This window comes from Stenotrophomonas sp. STEN225 (assembly GCF_056756445.1).
Genome location: NZ_JBRRBV010000001.1, coordinates 338,866 through 358,182, shown reverse-complemented (window position 1 = coordinate 358,182; position 19,317 = coordinate 338,866). Strand labels below are relative to the sequence as shown.

Annotated in this window: 6 protein-coding genes; 4 read left to right on the top strand and 2 right to left on the bottom strand. The window is 68.6% G+C overall.

What is annotated here, in order from left to right; genetic code table 11:
- Positions 1-114 precede the first annotated feature (114 nt).
- Together ACVOJ1_RS01655 and purL are read right to left on the bottom strand one after the other, a co-directional pair.
- Complete coding sequence (locus ACVOJ1_RS01655) at positions 115-7,647, bottom strand: ESPR-type extended signal peptide-containing protein (RefSeq protein ID WP_346479916.1); 7,533 nt, start codon at positions 7,645-7,647, stop codon at positions 115-117.
- 441 nt (positions 7,648-8,088) lie between these two features.
- Entirely contained in the window at positions 8,089-11,973 is a 3,885-nt protein-coding gene (gene purL / locus ACVOJ1_RS01650; protein WP_346479915.1) for a phosphoribosylformylglycinamidine synthase, read from the bottom strand.
- Between the two features lie 710 nt (positions 11,974-12,683).
- On the opposite strand from purL, the gene ACVOJ1_RS01645 reads away from it, so the two are divergent.
- The 4 genes from ACVOJ1_RS01645 to sucB all read left to right on the top strand — a co-directional run bounded on the left by ACVOJ1_RS01645 (position 12,684) and on the right by sucB (position 19,266).
- Positions 12,684-14,093 carry a ribosomal protein uL16 3-hydroxylase gene (locus ACVOJ1_RS01645; RefSeq protein ID WP_253119561.1) on the top strand — a complete coding sequence of 470 codons (1,410 nt, stop codon included), beginning with the start codon at positions 12,684-12,686 and terminating at the stop codon, positions 14,091-14,093.
- 3 nt (positions 14,094-14,096) lie between these two features.
- The gene (locus ACVOJ1_RS01640) at positions 14,097-14,999 is read left to right on the top strand and encodes a GNAT family N-acetyltransferase (protein WP_346479914.1); all 903 of its coding nucleotides are present in this window, start codon (positions 14,097-14,099) and stop codon (positions 14,997-14,999) included.
- A gap of 186 nt (positions 15,000-15,185) precedes the next feature.
- Positions 15,186-18,017, top strand: a complete 2,832-nt coding sequence (locus ACVOJ1_RS01635; RefSeq protein ID WP_053515372.1) for a 2-oxoglutarate dehydrogenase E1 component — start codon at positions 15,186-15,188, stop codon at positions 18,015-18,017.
- Between the two features lie 43 nt (positions 18,018-18,060).
- Positions 18,061-19,266 carry a dihydrolipoyllysine-residue succinyltransferase gene (sucB, locus tag ACVOJ1_RS01630; RefSeq protein WP_065175459.1) on the top strand — a complete coding sequence of 402 codons (1,206 nt, stop codon included), beginning with the start codon at positions 18,061-18,063 and terminating at the stop codon, positions 19,264-19,266.
- Positions 19,267-19,317 lie beyond the last annotated feature (51 nt).

The window sequence follows — 19,317 nt, the reverse complement described above, 5'->3', positions numbered from 1 at the left end:
CCATCATTCCTTGACGACTCCCGGCCGGCCCAGCCGGGATTGCCGTGACCTCCCCCCAGGCCCTCGTTGCGGGTGTGGCGCCGGCGTGGGTGGCCGCCGGCGCGATGGAGTGGCTTACCAGCCGAAGCCGGCACCAACGCCGACCGAGCTGTCGTCGCTGCTGAAGGCTCCGCCGAAGGTGACCGTGGCGCGGTCGCTGATTGCACGCTGGTAACCCAGCGACAACGCCGACTCGCCGCCCTGGAAGCCGACACCGACGCCGACCCGGTTCTGGGTACGGATGCCGGCGGCGCTGGTGGCCATGTTGAGCATCGCCGCGCTCATCGCGCCCTGGCGATCGATGCGACGGTCCATATGACGCAGGCGGCCATCGACTTCGCCCTTGAACACATCGAAGCTGTCGGTCACGGCCTTCACCTGGCCATCGGTGTAGCTGTTGGCCGTGGCGACACCACGGTCCAGCTGACCCTTGTTGACCGCGTCGGTGGCAGCGCTGCCGGCCGCGACATTGGTGACCTGGCGCTCGTTGCCTTCGCTGCCGACAGAGACGGTGTTGGCACGATCGGCAACCGAGCCCTGGCCCAGCGCCACGGCGTTGGCGGCCGTCGCACTGGCCCCCTGGCCGATGGCCGTGGACGATGCGCCGCTGGCAACGGCGCCCTCTCCCACGGTGACCGCGTTGAAACCCGCTGCCGGTGTGGCGACCGGGATGCCCGAGCCCGCTGCGGCGGCGGTCGGCGCGCCCTGTACCCGGGCGCTGCTGGCAGTGGCCACGGTGGGGACGGCATCGGCGCTGGCCGTCTCCGCGGCCAGGCTGCCGGCGCCCCCCTCCAGCGGCGTGCTGGTCGAACGCAGGCTGGCGGTGCGGGAGCGGTTCGCCCCCCCGGTGCGCTGGTCGATCTCGCTGACCTTGCGGTCCAGTGCGCCGAGCGCATCGCCGACATTGCTGTAGCTGGCGCCCTGGATCACGTAGTTCGGCGCGACGAACACACCCTGCATGCCGACACTGGCGCCACCGCCGAGGAAGCTGGCGGCATCGCTGAGCGACTGGAACAGCTGGCCGCCATTGATCGCCTGGCGACTGCCTGCGGCGATGCTGCCGGCGCCGACATTGTCGATCGTGGTGCCCTCGATGCCGGCCAGGGTCAGCCGGTCGCGGCTGGCGTCGTCATAACCGACCGCATTGGCAGTGGACGTTTCCACGGTCGCGATACGCGAATCGAAATCGCCGACCCGGGTTTCCACCGCACCGACGCGCTGGTTGGTGACGTTGAGCTGCGAACCGGTGACCGCGTCGCTGCTGCCTGCGGCGATGCGACCGTCGGCGACGTTGACGATGCGGCGCGTCGCCGGACCATCGGTACCGTTGCCACCGCCGACGGACACCACATTGGCGTCCAGCGCGCGCGCGCCACTGCCCAGCGCCACCGAGTTCGCACCGGTCGCGCCGGCGTTGGCGCCGACGGCCAGCGCCGCATTGCCGATGGCGCTGGCACTGCTGCCCAGCGCATTGCTGCGGTTGCCGCTGGCACTGGCACCGGAACCGACGGCGACCGCGTTGCTGCCCGTGGCGCTGGCGGTCCCGGTCCCGGTCGCACGGAAGTGGCGGCCGGTGGCGTCGGCGGTAGCCGCCACCACATCCAGCTGGCCCTTGTTCACCGCATCGGTCGCCTGGGTACCGGCCGCGACATTGGTGACCTGGCGGTTGATCGCGCTGTGGGTAACACCCGCCGCATCAACCCAGTCCTGCGCCGCACCGACCGATACCGCGTTGGCACGATCCGCCAGCGATCCGGCACCCAGCGCGACGCTGTTGTCGGCGGCCTTGGTCGTCCAGGTGTTGCTGCCCAGCACCGTGGCATTGGTTGCCTGCGCGTAGCTGTTGTAGCCGACCACGGTGGCCCCGTCCTCGGTCGCCCACGCCTCGCTGCCGATGGCGGTAGTGTGCTGACCGCTGCCGACGCTGTTGGCATCCTGCCCGGCCAGTGCGTTGAAGCCCACCGCCACGCCATTGAGGCCGGTGGCCGCGTTGTTGCCGAGCGCGGTACCGTACTCGCCGGCGCGTGCCTGTACGCCGAAACCCGCACCGGCGATCTGCGCGGTGGTGCCCTGGCCGACCGCCGTGGCGACGTCGGCCGCCTGCGCGCCACTGCCCAGGGCCGTGCCGAAGAAGCTGGACGTGGCACCCGCACCGTAGGCTGTGGACTGCCAGCCATTGGCATAGGCGAAGTTGCCGACCGCAGTCGCTTCGCGACCGTCGGCCGTGGCCCCGTAGCCGACGGCGGTAGCGGCCAGGCCAGTGGCCTGGGCGATGCCACCTACTGCAACGGCACCGATGCCCTCCGCTTCCGACTGCGCGCCCAGGGCGACGCTGGCCGGCCCGGCGCTGCTGCTCTGCGCACCGAGGGCGATCGCGCCGCCAGCGGTACTGCTGGCGCTGTTGCCGATGGCCACGCCATCCTCACCCGTCGCCACCGCGTTGAAGCCCACGGCAGCGGCATTGGCGGCGACCGCCGTCGCGCCACTGCCCAGTGCGGTGGCACCGTTGCCGATCGCGTTGGCCGCTTCGCCGGCGGCCAGCGCGTTGTCACCTTCCACGTAGGCGCCGGCATCGCTGTCGGCACTGCCACTGGCCTGGAAGTAGCGGCTGGTGTTCTCAGCCACCGACGCCACGGCGTCCAGCTGGTTCTTGTTGACCGCATCGGTGCCTTCGGTACCCGCGGCGACATGGGTGACCTGGCGTTCGCTGCCCGTGCTGCCAACCGCCACCGTGTTGTCGCGGTCTGCCTTCGAGGCAGCACCGAGGGCGACGCTGTTGCTGCCGTTGGCGGTGGCATTGGCGCCCAGTGCGGTGGAATCAGCTGCGTCGGCCCACGAGTTCCAGCCGATGGCGGTGGCGTAGTCGTCGGTGGCCCATGCACCCGCACCGAACGCCGCGGCGCCGTAGCCGCTGGCGCGGGCCGGGATCAGACCAAAGAAGGTGCTGCCACCGATGGCGACGCTTTCATCGCCGCTGGCTTCACTGGACTGGCCCACCGCCACGGCTCCGGTACCGGCCGCGGCCGCACCGAAGCCGACGGCCGTGGTGTTGGCGCCGGTCGCGGCGGTGCCATAGCCGAGCGCGGTGCCGAGGCGACCCGTTGCCTCGCTGTAACCACCGACCGCCGTGGTGCCATCGGCCGACGCCGCGCTGCGGAAGCCGCTGGCCAGCGACTGCGCACCGCTGGCCAGCGCTTCCGAGCCGTTGGCGGTGCTGTACACCGCCGTGGCCTGTGCGCCCGCGCCGGTCGCCGTGCTGCCGATCTCGCTGGCAACCGCACCGTTGCCCAGTGCCGCACTGTTTTCACCCGTGGCCTGTGCGTTGCTGCCCACCGCTGCGGCATTGCTGCCGCTGGCCAGGCTGTCCAGGCCCACCGCGGTGGCACTGGCGGCGACCGCCGTCGCGCCACTGCCCAGTGCGGTGGCACCGTTGCCGATCGCGTTGGCCGCTTCGCCGGCCGCCAGCGCGTTGTCACCTTCCACGTAGGCGCCGGCATCGCTGTCGGCACTGCCACTGGCCTGGAAGTAGCGGCTGGTGCTCTCGGCCACCGACGCCACGGCGTCCAGCTGGTTCTTGTTGACCGCATCGGTGCCTTCGGTACCTGCCGCCACGTTGGTCACCTGGCGGGTGTTGCCACCACCACCGACCGATACCGTGTTGTCACGGTCTGCAATCGAATCGGCGCCCAGCGCGACGCTGTTGGCGCCGCGCGACTCGGCCGCATTGCCGAGCGCGGTGCTGTTGATGCCCGGCGACCATGCGCCACCACCGACGGCCGTGGAGTAGTTGCCGGATGCCTCGGTGGCGAGAATGCCGAACAACGAGCCGCCGACAGCGACACTGTTCGTACCGGTGGCCAAGCTGCCCTGACCGGTGGCCGTGCTGTAGTCGCCGGAGGCTTCCGAGTCGCCGCCCAGCGCCACGCTGTTGGAGCCGGAGGCATTGGCAAAATTGCCGAACGCGGTGGCGTTGAACGCCGAGGCGCTGGCGAAACCGCCGATGGCGGTGCTGTAGCCACCCGTGGCTTCCGCACCGATGCCGAATGCAGCCGAGGCCGTGCCGCTGGCCACGCTCTCGCTGCCGACCGCCGTGGCCGCTTCACCACTGGCGGTGCTGAAGTAGCCCACTGCCGTCGCCTCTTCTGCGGAGGCTTCGGACAGCACGCCGCTGGCGGTGCTGCCGGCGCCACTGGCGATCGAGGCAGCACCGAAGGCCGCGCTCTGTTCACCGCTGGCTTCGCTTTCCGCGCCATGCGCGGTGGCGTACTCGCCGGTCGCCTGTGCGTTGGCACCGATCGCGCTGGCGTTGGCTGCGGTGGCCACGGCATTGAAGCCCAGCGCCTGCGCGTTGCTGGCCAGTGCGTTGGCGCCGCTGCCCAGGGCGATGGCGCCGTCGCCGATGGCGTTGGATGCCTCGCCGGCAGCCAGTGCGTTGTCCCCTTCCACGTAAGCGCCAGCATCGCTGTCGGCACTGCCGCTGGCCTGGAAGTACTTGCCGGTGGTGGATGCTTCCGCCGCGACGGCATCCAGCTGTGCCTTGTTCACCGCATCGGTGGCCTGCGTACCTGCGGCCACGTGGGTCACCTGGCGCTCGTTGCCGGCAGCGCCAACCGCCACGCTGCGGTCACGATCAGCCACCGAGCCTGCACCCAACGCGACCGCGTTGCTGCCGCTGGCGTTGCTGCCGGCACCCAGCGCGATCGCGCTTTCACCGCCGGCCACCGTATTGGTGCCGATGGCGATGCTGTTGACCGTGTTGCCCAGCGCCTGGTAGCCCAACGCCACGCTGTAGTCGCCGTAGCCGAAGGCACCGCGGCCGACGGCGGTGGCGCTGGTGCCGTTGGCCCAGCTGTTGTAGCCGATGGAGGTGGCGCCACTGCCGCTGGCCCATGCTGCATTGCCGAAGGCGGATGCGTTGGTGGCGGTGGCCCATGCGCCCGAACCGAATGCGCTGGCGCCACTGGCGGTGGCCCAGCTGTAGCCGCCGACGGCGGTGCTGTCGTCGCTGCTGGCGAACGCACTGTCGCCCACGGCGACCGCGTAGCTGCCGGTCGCCCGCGACTTGCCACCGGCAGCCACGCTGTTGTCGCCGGTGGCTTTGGCCGCGCTGCCGAACGCATTGCCCGACGCACCCGTTGCCTGCGCACCATTGCCGACGGCGGTGGCATCGGCGCCGGCGGTGGTGCCGACACGTTCTGGTTGACCGTCATCGCCGATGATCGGCTGGTTGTACTGGTCGTAGGCCTGGCCCAGTCCACCGATGGCGACCCCGCCGTTGCCACTGGCACTACTGTTGCGACCGATGGCGACGCTGTCATCGCCCACGGCGGAAGCACCCGCGCCCTGGGCGACGGCACCGGCGCCGATCGCGTTGCTGGACGAACCGGCGGCCACCGCACCCTCTCCCTCGGCAAACGCACCGGCATCGCTGCCGGCTTCCGGCTGGGCCTGGAAGTAATGGGCGGTGGTATCCGCGGTGCTGGCCACGGCGTCCAGCTGCGCCTTGTTCACTGCATCGGTGGCTTCACTGCCGGCAGCGACGCCGGTGATCTGCCGCTCGTTGCCGGCACTGCCCACGGCGACGCTGTTGTCACGGATGGCTTCAGAGTTCGCGCCCAAGGCGACACTGTTGGCGCCGCGCGCCGTGGCGTAGTAGCCGACCGCCGTGCTCTGCGCGCCGCTGGCCCAGGTCTGCGCGCCCAGCGCGCTGGCCCCTTCTCCGGGTGCGTAGGCGAAGTAGCCGATGGCCGTGGCTTCGGCGCCGGAGGCTTCGGTCAGGCTGCCGTTGGCCACGGTCCGGTCACCGCTGGCGATCGCGCCGGCACCCACAGCGGTGGCGGCTTCGCCGCTGGCCTGGGTCTGCACGAAGAAGCCCAGGCCGGGAATCAGGTCAGCCGGGCCACCCACGGCCACGCTGCTGGTGCCGGTCGCGTTGCTCTGGGTGCCGACTGCGGTGGCGTAGTCGCCGATGGCGTTGGCCACCGCGCCGAATGCGGAGGACTGCGCGCCGGCCGCATAGGCACCCACGCCATAGGCGGACGCAGCGAAGCCAGCCGCCTCTGCGCTGGCACCGACCGCAGTGCCGCCGACACCGGCACTGGTCGCACCGGTCTCCACCGGCACGCCGCCGTTGGTGATGAGCGGATTGCCGTTCTCGTCCACGGCGGCGCCACCCACCGCGACGCTGCCAGGTCCTGCAGCCTGCGCGTTGTTGCCGAACGCGGCGCTGTTCTGTCCGGCGGCCAGGGCGTTGTTGCCGACCGCCGTGGCGTTCTGCGCGACCGCGGTGGCGCCGGCGCCGACTGCGGTGGTGCCATCGCCGAGCGCGTTGGCCGCTTCACCGGCAGCCAGCGCGTCATCGCCTGCGGCCAGCGCACCGGCGTCGCTGTTGCTGCTGCCGGTGGCCTGGAAACGCTTGGCCGTGGCATCGGCCACGGCCGCGACGTCCCGGAGTTGGCCGACATTGGCCGCATCGGTGTCTTCGGTACCCGCCGCGACACTGGTGATCTGCCGGGTCAGACCGTACTCGGCTGCGCCCACCGATACCGTATCGACCCGGTCGGCCAGCGAGCCGGCGCCCAGCGCCACACTGCCGGTGGCAACCGCTGCCGAGTTCGAACCCAGCGCGGTGCTGTATTCACCCACGGCGGTGCTGAACGCACCGACCGCGATCGATGCTTCATTGGCGGCCGTTGCGCCACGACCCACGGCGGTACTGCCCGGGCCCATGGCCACGGCTCCGCCACCGACCGCCGTTGCGCCGTCCGCACTGGCCTCGGACAACGCGCCCAGTGCGGTCGCTGCGCCGTTCTCGCTGGCCGCAACAGCGCTGGCACCTACGGCGGTATCTCCCAGTCCGAGCGCAACGGCACTCTGGCCGACGACGACGCTGGCATCACCGATGGCCAACGCGTTCTGGCCGAACGCACTGGCGCCCAGACCTGCGGCCACGGCCTGTGTGCCGACGGCCGTAGTGGCGTTGGCCAGCGACTGGCTGCCGCTGCCGACCGCAATCGCGCCCTGCCCTTCGATCTTCGCCGCGTCGCTGTCATCACCGGCGCCGTCGGCCTTGAAGTAGCGACTGCTCTGGGCTGTCGCTTCGGCCAACGCCGCCTGCGTGGCCCGCGCCTGTGCATCCAGCTGCGCCTTGTTCACCGCATCGGTTGCCTCGGTGCCGGCGGCGACGTGGGTCACCTGCCGTTCCTTGCCCGCATCACCGACGGCAACGGTATTGGCACGCGTTGCTTTCGAGCCGGCGCCCAGCGCCACGCTGTTGGCACCGGTTGCACGGCTGCCGGTGCCCACGGCGACCGCATTGGTGCCGGTGGCCGAGGCGCTGCCATCCACCAGGCACTTGTCGACGATCGAGCTGTTGAGCACCACGCAGTTGGCGTTGCCGCCGATCTCCACCGACTGTGCAGAGGCGACGCCGGTCATGCCCAATCCCAGTGCCAGCGCCAGTGCGGCAGCCAGTACAAAGGGCCTGGCCTGTGTCGCATCGCGGCGTTGGTCGACGACCCCGCCGCAACTGTCGGACGAGGCCAGTTCCGAGGCCACGACCAACTGACCCAGTGCTTTGTTCCAGACCTTGCGATAAATCCGATTCATCGGTACGGCTCCTGATTGGACTGGTTTTGGGCAAAGCAACGCCACCGCCGGACCTTCTGGTCCAACGTCCCCTGGGGGCGTTTATTCGCGTGATTTACTGCGGGGTATTGCCGAACGGCGCGCAGCGACAGAAAACCGAGCGCGTGCGCCAAGCGGTTACTGCGGGATGAATGGTTCTGAAACGGGGTTCAAGTGTTAACGGCAACTTTCCATATCGTCAAGACTTTGACACAGCAAATCACATTGCCGTGAAGCAGTTCACTTTTTCACGCGTTTATCAATCCATTTTGTTAGTTGCACGTGACGATTGTCTGGCGCATGGAAATGCATGTAACTCATGGTGGCGACAGGAGTTTCATCCGCGCAAAGAAAAACCCGCCGGCAATGCGGCGGGTTTTTCCATACGCATCGGCATCGACGCCTGCGCGAAGCGGTGCGCGATCAGCCGCACCACACCCGGGCATTGCGGAACATCCGCATCCACGGTGAATCACCCTGCCACTCGGCCGGCGCCCAGCTCAGATTGAGTGCGCGCGGGGTGCGCTCCGGATGCGGCATCATGATGGTGACGCGCCCGTCCGTGCTGGTCAGGCCAGTGATGCCATCCGGTGAGCCGTTCGGATTGAGCGGATACTGCTGGGCAATGGCACCGTTGCCATCGATGTAGCGCAGCGACACGCGCGCAGCGGCCTGGTCGACGGCGTTGTCGAACACCGCCTGGCCTTCGCCGTGCGCCACCGCCACCTGCAGGCGGGAACCGGCCATGCCACGCAGCAGGATCGACGGCGATTCCACTACTTCCAGCAGTGCGGTGCGGGCCTCGAACTGCTCGCTGGCATTGCGGCGGAACTGCGGCCAGTGTTCGGCGCCGGGGATGATGTCCTTCAGCTGGCTCATCATCTGGCAACCGTTGCATACGCCGAGGGCAAAGCTGTCCTGGCGCTCGAAGAACGCCGCAAAGGCATCGCGCAGCGCGCTGCGTTCCAGGATCGAGGTCGCCCAGCCACGGCCGGCACCCAGCACATCGCCGTAGCTGAAGCCGCCACAGGCGACCAGGCCGGTGAAGTCCTGCAGGGCCACGCGCCCCTCGATCAGGTCGCTCATGTGCACGTCGAACGCGCGGAAGCCTGCACGTTCGAAGGCGTTGGCCATCTCGATCTGGCCGTTGACGCCCTGTTCGCGCAGTACCGCCACGCGCGGACGCGCACCGGTGCTGATGAACGGCGCCGCCACATCCTCGTTGAGGTCGAAGCTCAGCTTCGGCTTCAGGCCCGGTGCGTTGAACGCGCGGGCGACATCGCGCTCGGCATCGGCGCTGGCCGGATTGTCGCGACGCTTCTGCATGGCATGGGTGACCGACCACCACGCATCGAACAGCTGCTCCCAGCGCCACTCGGCCAGGTTCTCGCCTGCCAGCGATACGCGCACCACCGGTGCGGTGGTCGGCCTGGCGATGCGCTGCGCGCATTCGGTAAGGGCGTGGCGCTCGACCAGGTCGGCAAAAGCGGCGCGATCTTCGCGGGCGATCTGCACCACCGCACCCAGTTCCTCATTGAACAGGCTGCGGAACGGGTCATCGCCCCACGCGTCGAGGGCGATATCCAGGCCCAGGCGCGAGGTGAACGCCATTTCGCACAGCGCGGCGAACGCGCCGCCGTCGCTGCGGTCATGGTACGCACGCAGCAGGCCGGACTGGCGCGCATCCCGGATCAGTTCGAAGAAGGCACGCAGGCGCTGCGGGTCGTCCAGGTCCGGCGCGGCACCGGCGAAGGCCGGCAGCTCGCCGTGGTCGGCGTGCACCTGCGCCAGGATCGAGCCGCCCAGGCGCTGCTTGCCGGCACCGAGACCGATCAGCCACAGCTCGCTGTCGACGTCGCGATCAAGCAGAGGCGTCAGCTGCTGGCGCACATCGGCAACCGGCGCGAACGCCGAGATCACCAGCGACACCGGCGACACGCTCTTGTGTGCCTCGCCCTGGTCATGCCACTGCGCCTGCATGGACAGCGAGTCCTTGCCGACCGGGATGCTGATGTCCAGCTGCGGGCACAGTTCCATGCCCACGGCCTTCACTGCGTCGTACAGCAGCGCGTCTTCGCCCGGATGGCCGGCAGCAGCCATCCAGTTCGCCGACAGCTTGATGCCATCCAGCGCATCCACCGGGGCCGCGCACAGGTTGGTCAGCGCTTCGCCCACGGCCATGCGCGCCGACGCCGCGGCGTCGAGCAGGGCCAGCGGCGTGCGCTCGCCGATCGACATCGCCTCACCGGCCACGCCATCGAAATCAGCCAGGGTGATGGCCACGTCGGCCACCGGCAGCTGCCACGGGCCGACCATCTGCTCGCGGGCGGTCAGGCCGCCGACGCTGCGGTCACCGATGGTGACCAGGAAGTTCTTCGAGGCAACGGTCGGGTGCGCCAGCACGCGCAGGCCGGCTTCCTGCAGATCCAGGCCACCGGTCTTCAGCGCCGGCCAGCGCGGTGCCGGCGGGTGCGCCGTGTCGCGGTGCATTTTCGGCGGCTTGCCGAACAGCACGTCCATCGGCAGGTCGATCGGTGCGTCGGCGGGAACATGGCCCGGCACCGCGCCGTACGCCACCACCAGATGCTCCTCGGCGGTCGCCACGCCCACGGCGGCGAACGGGCAGCGCTCGCGCGCGCACAGCGCGGCAAACTCGGCCAGTCGCTCCTGCGCGACGCCAAGCACGTAGCGCTCCTGCGATTCGTTGCACCACAGCTGCATCGGCGACAACGACGGATCGTCGGTGGGCACCTTGCCCAGGTCGATGATGCCGCCCACGTTCGAATCGTGCAGCAGCTCGGGAATCGCGTTGGACAGACCACCGGCACCGACGTCATGGAAGAACTTGATCGGGTTGTCGGCACCCATCGCCACGCAGCGGTCGATGACTTCCTGGCAGCGGCGCTCCATCTCCGGGTTGTCGCGCTGCACGCTGGCGAAATCCAGGTCTTCGGCGCTTTCACCGGAGGCCACCGAGCTGGCCGCACCGCCACCCAGGCCGATCAGCATCGCCGGACCGCCGAGCACGATGACCGCATCACCGGCCTGCAGCGGGATCTTGTCGACCTGGATACGGTCGATCGCACCGAGGCCGCCGGCCAGCATGATCGGCTTGTCGTACGCACGGACCAGGTCAGCGCCTTCAGGCAGCTCGAAGCTGCGGAAGTAACCGAGCAGGTTCGGGCGGCCGAACTCATTGTTGAACGCAGCGCCGCCGAGCGGGCCGTCGGTCATGATCTCCAGCGCCGGGGCCATGCGCGGGTTCAGCGCGCGCGGCGCTTCCCACGGCTGCGGCAGCTCGGGGATGCGCAGGTGCGAGACCGAGAAGCCGGTCAGGCCGGCCTTCGGCTTGCCGCCGCGGCCGGTTGCGCCTTCGTCGCGGATTTCGCCACCGGCACCGGTGGACGCCCCCGGGAACGGCGCGATCGCGGTCGGGTGATTGTGGGTTTCAACCTTGATCTGGAAGGCGCTGGGCACCTGCGGCTCGCGGCGGTACTCGCCACTGGCCGGATCCGGACGGTAACGCGACGCCGGATGGCCTTCGATCACCGCAGCGTTGTCGCTGTACGCGCTCAGGGTGTGCTGCGGCGTCTGCTGGTGGGTGTTCTTGATCATGCGGAACAGCGAGCGTTCCTGCGCCTGCCCGTCGATGGTCCAGCTGGCGTTGAAAATCTTGTGCCGGCAGTGTTCGGAATTGGCCTGCGCGAACATCATCAGTTCCACGTCAGACGGGGAGCGCCCCAGCGCGGTGAAGCGCTCGCGCAGGTAGTCGATCTCGTCCTGGGCCATGGCCAGGCCAAGGCGCTGGTTGGCGGCTTCCAGCTGCGCCACCGGAACGCGCTCCAGTTCACCGCGGGCCGGCGCCGAGAACAGGGCCTGGCCCTGCTCGACGTGGTCCAGCACCGACTGCGTCATCGGGTCGTGCAGCACCTTCACCAGCGACTGCTGGGTGGCGGCATCGTCCGGCCAGCCCAGCACGTCGATACGCAAGCCGCGCTCGACCCGGCTGACCGGCTGACCGGCCCCGCGGACCAGTTCGGTGGCCTTGCTCGACCACGGCGACAACGTACCCAGACGCGGCACCACGATGCGGCTGACGGCCCCTTCGGCGACCTTCCCGGCCTGCGGCTGTGCTTCCAGGATGCGGCACAGGGTGGCCTGATCGGGCACGGCCGAGCCTTCCGGCTGCACGAAGTAGACGTGCCAGGCACTACTGATGCGCAGGGAGGGAGCGATGGACTGCAGGCGGGATTCAAGACGTTCGCGGCGGAACGGCGACAGGGCGGGCGCGCCCTCGAGGACCATCATGTCCGGGGAACCGTAGTTGGGAAACGGGCCCGATATTGTACCGGAAGCGGGGGATGGGCTTGGGCCGGGCTGCGCCCGGCACCCGCCGAAGCAACAGCCGAAGCAACTGCAACGTCAAAAACCGGTTTCCTGCAGGTTGGCGGGGTGGGTCCGGTGGCGGGGGACGCCGTGAACCCGTCCCTGGGGGCTTGGCCGCGGCATCCATGCCGCGGACACCCCCGCGAACCCAATCCGCCCCACCTCTGACAGCATCCCGGTGACGGATCGAAGCGCATTTGTTGTCGGGACGGAATGTGAAGGAGGGACGCGGCTTTGCCGCGTCCCTCTTTGGTTTTTTGGATTCTGCAGGGCCGGGCAAGCGCAGCGCGCGAGCCGCTGTTGCCTTTGATTTTCTTTTTCCATTCCGTGGCGGACCCCGCAGGAAACTGTCAGGGGCCGGGCGGGTGGGCTGCGCGGGGGTGTCCGCCGCATGGATGCGGCGGCCAAGCTTACAGGGACGTACTTGCAGCGTCCCCCGCGCAGCCCACCCGCCCGGCCAGGCACGGCTTTTTGCCTTCACGCGACCAAGCACCCGCCACGAGGGGCTCCGCCGTTGGCCGGACACCCCGCGACAAACCACCGCACGTGCGCAATCCCAACGAACGTCGGACAATGGACGCCTTGGCGGCACGCCGCGCCGCCCTCCCGCTTTCCGCTGCAAGGATTCCCCCATGGCCGCCCGCAAGTCCTCCGCCCCGCTCATCGAAGTCACCGCCCGTCCCGGCCAGCCGCTGGGCATGTCCCCGGCCGTGTTCCTGCGCGATTTCTGGCAGAAGCGTCCGCTGCTGATCCGCAACGCCTTCGCTGATTTCCAGTCTCCGGTGCAGCCGGAAGACCTGGCCGGGCTGGCCTGCGAAGAAGGCGTGCTGGCACGCCTGATCGAGCACGACAAGCGCCAGGACGGCTGGCGCGTACGTACCGGCCCGTTCCAGGAAGACGTATTCCCCGCCCTGCCCGACCACGACTGGACCCTGCTGGTGCAGGACGTGGACAAGTGGGACCCGGACGTGCGCGCGCTGATCGAGCACTTCCGCTTCCTCCCGCGCTGGCGCATGGACGACGTCATGATCAGCTTCGCCGCCACCGGCGGCTCGGTCGGTGCCCACGTCGACCAGTACGACGTGTTCCTGCTGCAGGCCCAGGGCCATCGTCGCTGGCAGATCGATGCCAGCGAGTCGATCAAGGGCCGGCGGCCGCCACTGGGGTTCCGTCCGGACGTGGAACTGAAGCTGCTGGAGGTGTTCAAGCCCACCCACGACTGGGTGCTGGCGCCGGGCGACATGCTGTACCTGCCGCCGAACGTGCCGCACCATGGCGTCGCCGAAGACCCCTGCCTGACGTTCTCCTTCGGCATGCGCGCGCCGTCCTCGGCCGAACTCATCAGTGACTACCTGGACACCCTGATCGCCGATGCCGACGAGAACATCCGCTATCAGGACCCCGACCTGAAGCTGCCGGCCGATCCGAACGAGATCGACACGGTGGCGATGGCACGGGTGATCACCGCCCTCAACGCCATCCGCATGAACGACCCGGACAAGCTGGGCGACTGGTTCGGCCGCTTCATCACCACCTACCGCGCCGCCGGCGAAGTGATGGCCCACCAGGCCGCGCCGGAACAGGAAGAGGTGGTCGCCGCCCTGCAGTCCGGCCTTCTGCTGCAACGCCACCCCTGGGCCCGCCTGGCCTGGCGGCGGGCCAAGCGGGGCGCCAGCCTGTACGTCAGCGGCCAGGACTTCGCGCTGCCGGTGAAGGATGCGCAGCGCCTGGCCGGTGCCGAGCAGCTCGACGCGGCCGCCTATCGCGGACTGTCGGACAAGGGCCGCGCGGTGGTCCAGCAGCTGCTGGTCGGCGGCGTGTTCCAGCTGATCAACCCCAGCGAGCTGTATGGCGCCGACGACGAGGGCGAGGATGAAGGCGTCCTCGGTGAGGTGGTCGAAGGCCGCGACCAGGTGGAGGTGATCGATGACGACGCCGTGTCCGACGATGTCCACGTGGTGACCGTGCATGACGATGGCATCGAGGTCATCGTCAACTTCGAAGACGACGAAGAAGACGACAGCGACGCCGGTCGCGCCTGAGTCATGCCCTCGATCCGCGTCCATCAGGTAGGTCATGCCGATGCGCATGGCGCCATCCACGCTGTGCGCCAGCAGGTGTTCGTGCAGGAGCAGGGCATTGCCAGCGACCTGGAGCGCGACGCGATGGACCCGGTCAGCGCCCATGTACTGGCGCTGGATGCCGACGGCACGCCGGTCGGCACTGGTCGGCTCACACCTGATGGCCGCGTCGGCCGCATGGCGGTGCTGGCGAGCCACCGCAGCCAGGGCATCGGTGAAGCCCTGCTCGAGGCCCTGGTCGAGGCCGGCCGTGGCCTCGACCTGGCCGAGCTGCATCTGCACGCACAGCTGCCCGCCCGCGACTTCTACGCGCGGCAGGGCTTCCTGCCTGAGGGCGAGGTCTTCGAGGAGGCCGGCCTGGGGCACCAGCAGATGCGCCGCCGGCTGGACGCGGCCAGCGCGATCAACAGCCGCGCCGAGGCCGTGGCCGCCACCACCGCCATCCTCCACCGTGCCCGTCGCCAGGTGTGGCTGCACAGCCACCTGCTGGACCCGGGCCTGCTCGCTGCCGGCCCGGTACAGGCCGCCCTGCGCCGCTTCGCCAGTGCCCGCCACGACAAGCAGCTGCGGGTGATCGTGCATGACGCGGCAGCCATTGGCCGTGCCGGCGCGCCGCTGCTGGCGATGGCACAGCGGCTGCCCAGCGTGATCCTGTTCCGCGAGGTGGCCGATCCGGTCGACCGGGCACTGGCGTCCGCCTGCCTGATCAATGACAGGGGCGACTTCTACTTTCGTCTGATCGGCCATCGCCTCGACGGCGAGGCCGGCATCGCGCTGCCGGCACGTTCGCGGCAGTTCGAGCAGCAATTGCAGCGCGTCTGGGACCGTTCGCGCGATTGCAGCGAACTCCGCGCGCTCGGCCTCTGAGCGCGACGGTCGGGTTCAACCTGTCTGGAAGCGGCACCGGGGGACGCACGATGGCCTCCGCGATGCCCCTTCGTGTCCGGATGGAGGTACAATTTGGCTGTTTGAACGCGCCTGCGCAGGGCTATTCATCTTCCTGCCGGGTCCTTCTTAAGCCATACCCCACAAAGCGAATCAACACCCTCCATCGTGGACAATCTACTGAAGCAGTTTGCGCAATCTTCGCAACTCGCCGGCGGCAACGCCTCCTATGTCGAGGATCTGTACGAGCAGTACCTCGTCTCCCCGGACAGTGTCGATCCCAAATGGAAGACCTACTTCGACGGCTTCAAGGGCCGCGAAGCAGGTGACATTCCGCACTCGGCCGTCATTTCCCACATCGCGGACGCGGCCAAGGATGCGCTGAAGGCCGGCACCGGCGCAGGTGCGGGCGACGAGCGTGAGCGCAATGTCGGTCGTCTGATCACCGCCTACCGTTCGCGCGGCCACCTGGACGCCCGCCTGGACCCGCTGGGCCTGGCTGCGCCGGTCAATACGCCGGACCTGGGCCTGCCGTTCCACAGCCTGTCCGATGCCGACCTCAACAGCGAGTTCAGCACCGGTGGCGTCGGCGGCCAGCCGCGCATGAAGCTGCGCGATCTGCTGGCGCGCCTTAAGGCGACCTACACCGGTTCGATCGGTGCGGAGTTCATGCACATCGCCGAGGTCGAGCAGCGCCAGTGGATCTACAAGAAGCTGGAACTGGCCGGCGGCAACTACCAGCTGGACGCTGACACCCAGCGCCGCACCCTGGAGCGCCTGACCGCGGCCGAAGGCCTGGAGCGCTACCTGCACACCAAGTACGTCGGCCAGAAGCGCTTCTCGCTGGAAGGCGGCGATGCGCTGATCCCGATGATGGACACCATCATCCGCAGCGCCGGCAAGGACGGCGTCAAGGACGTGGTGATCGGCATGGCCCACCGCGGCCGCCTGAACGTGCTGGTCAACACCCTGGGCAAGAACCCGCGCAAGCTGTTCGACGAGTTCGAAGGCAAGTTCGAGCACGACGAGCACGCCTCGGCCGGCGACGTGAAGTACCACATGGGCTTCTCCGCCGACGTGGCCACCGAGGGTGGCCCGGTCCACCTGGCGCTGGCGTTCAACCCGTCGCACCTTGAAATCGCCGACCCGGTCGTGGCCGGTTCCGTGCGTTCGCGCCAGGAGCGCCGCAAGGACACCGCCCGCAAGCAGGTCATGCCGATCCTGATCCACGGCGACGCGGCCTTCTCCGGCCAGGGCGTGGTCATGGAACTGTTCCAGATGTCGCAGGCCCGCGGCTTCGCCGTCGGCGGCACCGTGCACATCGTGGTCAACAACCAGGTCGGCTTCACCACCTCCAATCCGCTGGATACGCGCTCCACGCGCTATGCCACCGACGTGGCGAAGATGATTGCCGCACCGGTGCTGCACGTGAACGGAGATGACCCGGAAGCGGTGGTGTTCGCCGCGCAGCTGGCGTTCGAGTTCCGCCAGAAGTTTGCCAAGGACGTGGTCATCGACCTGATGTGCTACCGCCGTTGGGGCCACAACGAGGCCGACGAGCCGGCGATCACCCAGCCGCTGATGTACCAGGTGATCCGCAAGCACCCGACCACCCGCGAGATGTATGCCGAGCAGCTGGAAAAGGCGGGCGTGATCGCCGCCGGCGCCGGCAAGGCGATGGTCGATGCCTACCGCGAGAAGCTGGACGCCGGCGAAGTGACCACCGAACTGGCCAAGGTCGAGAAGACTCCGCCGAGCAGCCCGCTGTTCGTTGATTGGCCGAAGCTGCTGGAAGGCAAGCTGTCCGACCCGGTCTCGACCAAGGTCGAGAAGAACAAGCTGGTCGAGCTGGCCAAGCTGATCAACACCATCCCGGACGAAGTGCAGCTGCACTCGCGCGTGGCCAAGGTCTACGACGACCGCCGCAAGATGGCCGCTGGCGAGATTCCGGGCGACTGGGGCTTTGCCGAAAACCTGGCCTACGCCACCCTGCTGGACGAAGGCCATGCACTGCGCCTGGTCGGACAGGACGTCGGCCGCGGTACGTTCACGCACCGCCATGCGATCCTGCACGACCAGAAGACCGACAACTACTACATGCCGCTGCGGCAGCTGGTGGATTCGCCGGAGAAGGCCACCGTCATCGATTCGCTGCTGAGCGAAGAAGCGGTGATGGCCTACGAGTACGGCTTCTCCACCACCGATCCGAACACGCTGTGCATCTGGGAAGGCCAGTTCGGCGACTTCGCCAACGGCGCCCAGGTGGTGATCGATCAGTTCATCGCCGCCGGTGAAGCCAAGTGGGGCCGCATTTCCGGCCTGACCCTGCTGCTGCCGCATGGCTATGAAGGGCAAGGCCCGGAGCACAGCTCGGCGCGCCTGGAGCGCTTCCTGCAGCTGTGCGCGCTGGAGAACATGCTGGTGGTCGTGCCGTCGACCCCGGCCCAGGCCTTCCACATGCTGCGTCGCCAGCTGCACATGACCACCCGCAAGCCGCTGGTGGTGATGTCGCCGAAGTCGCTGCTGCGCCACAAGCTGGCGGTGTCGACCCTGGACGAGCTGGCCAACGGCGAGTTCCAGCACCTGATCGGCGATGCCAATGCCGACGCCAAGAAGGTCAAGCGCGTGGTGCTGTGCTCGGGCAAGGTCTACTACGACCTGCTGGAAGACCAGACCAAGCGTGGCCAGGACGACGTGGCGATCATCCGCGTGGAGCAGCTGTATCCGTTCCCGCGTGCCCTGCTGGCTGCCGAACTGAAGAAGTATGGCAAGGCCACCGACGTGGTGTGGACGCAGGAAGAACCGCAGAACCAGGGCGCGTGGTACCAGATCCGCCACCACCTGCAGTTCTGCCTGGCCGAGGGCCAGAACCTGCATTACGCCGGTCGCGCACGTTCGGCGTCGCCGGCTGCCGGTCACATGGCTGACCATGTCCGCGAGCAGCAGCAGCTGATTGCCGACGCACTGGTCAACCCGTTCAACGACCAGGTCGCTGAATAACTCTCCTCCCCCTTATTTAGAAGACAAACCAGGAAGCTCCCGCATGGCCACCGAAGTCAAAGCCCCGGTACTGCCCGAATCCGTCGCCGACGGCACCATCGCCACCTGGCACAAGAAGGTGGGCGACGCCGTCAAGCGCGACGAAAACCTGCTTGACCTGGAAACCGACAAGGTCGTCCTGGAAGTGCCGTCGCCGGTCGATGGCGTGCTGAAGGAGATCAAGTTCGACGTGGGCGCCACCGTGACCTCCAGCCAGGTCGTGGCGATCATCGAGGAAGGCGCCGTGGCGGCTGCCCCGGCTCCGGCCGCTGAAGAGAAGAAGGCCGATGCCCCGGCTCCGGCCGCAGCCGCTGCTCCGGCTCCCGCCGCGGCTCCGGCCCCGGCAGCCAAGTCGGCCGCCGATGCGCTGCCGCCGGGTGCCCGCTTCACCGCCATCACCGAGGGCGTGAACCCGGCCGACGTGGACGGCACCGGCCGTCGCGGCGCGGTGACCAAGGAAGACATCGTCAACTTCGCCCGCAACGGCGGCGCCGGCAAGGCCGGTGGCGCACGTCCGGAAGAACGCGTGCCGATGACCCGCATCCGCAAGCGCATCGCCGAACGCCTGATGGAGTCCAAGAACTCCACCGCCATGCTGACCACCTTCAACGAAGTCGACCTGTCCAAGGTGTCGGCCGCGCGCAAGGAACTGCAGGACGAGTTCGTCAAGGCCCACGGCATCAAGCTGGGCTTCATGAGCTTCTTCGTGAAGGCCGCCGCCAACGCGCTGCAGCGCTTCCCGCTGGTCAACGCGTCGATCGATGGTGACGACATCATCTACCACGGCTACTCGGACATCTCCATCGCCGTGTCGACCGAGAAGGGCCTGGTGACCCCGGTGCTGCGCAACGTCGAGCGCATGTCGTTCGCCGACATCGAGAAGACCATCGCCGACTACGCCAAGAAGGCCCGTGACGGCAAGCTGAGCCTGGAAGAACTGCAGGGCGGCACCTTCACCGTGACCAACGGCGGCACCTTCGGCTCGCTGCTGTCCACGCCGATCATCAACCCGCCGCAGAGCGCCATCCTGGGCATGCACGCCATCAAGGAGCGTCCGATCGCCCAGAACGGCCAGGTCGTGATCGCGCCGATGATGTACCTGGCGCTGTCCTACGACCACCGCATCATCGACGGCAAGGACTCGGTGCAGTTCCTGGTGGACATCAAGAACCAGCTGGAAAACCCGGGCCGCATGCTGTTCGGCCTGTAAGACCTCCCGCCCTCTTCCGCGCCCGCGCGGAAGGGGGTTCCGGTAAAGCAT

Bases quoted from the DNA above. Each gene is read 5' to 3' on its own strand.
- ACVOJ1_RS01655 (WP_346479916.1), bottom strand. From the start codon at position 7,647: ATGAATCGGATTTATCGCAAGGTCTGGAACAAAGCACTGGGTCAGTTG.
- purL (WP_346479915.1), bottom strand. From the start codon at position 11,973: ATGATGGTCCTCGAGGGCGCGCCCGCCCTGTCGCCGTTCCGCCGCGAA.
- ACVOJ1_RS01645 (WP_253119561.1), top strand. From the start codon at position 12,684: ATGGCCGCCCGCAAGTCCTCCGCCCCGCTCATCGAAGTCACCGCCCGT.
- ACVOJ1_RS01640 (WP_346479914.1), top strand. From the start codon at position 14,097: ATGCCCTCGATCCGCGTCCATCAGGTAGGTCATGCCGATGCGCATGGC.
- sucB (WP_065175459.1), top strand. From the start codon at position 18,061: ATGGCCACCGAAGTCAAAGCCCCGGTACTGCCCGAATCCGTCGCCGAC.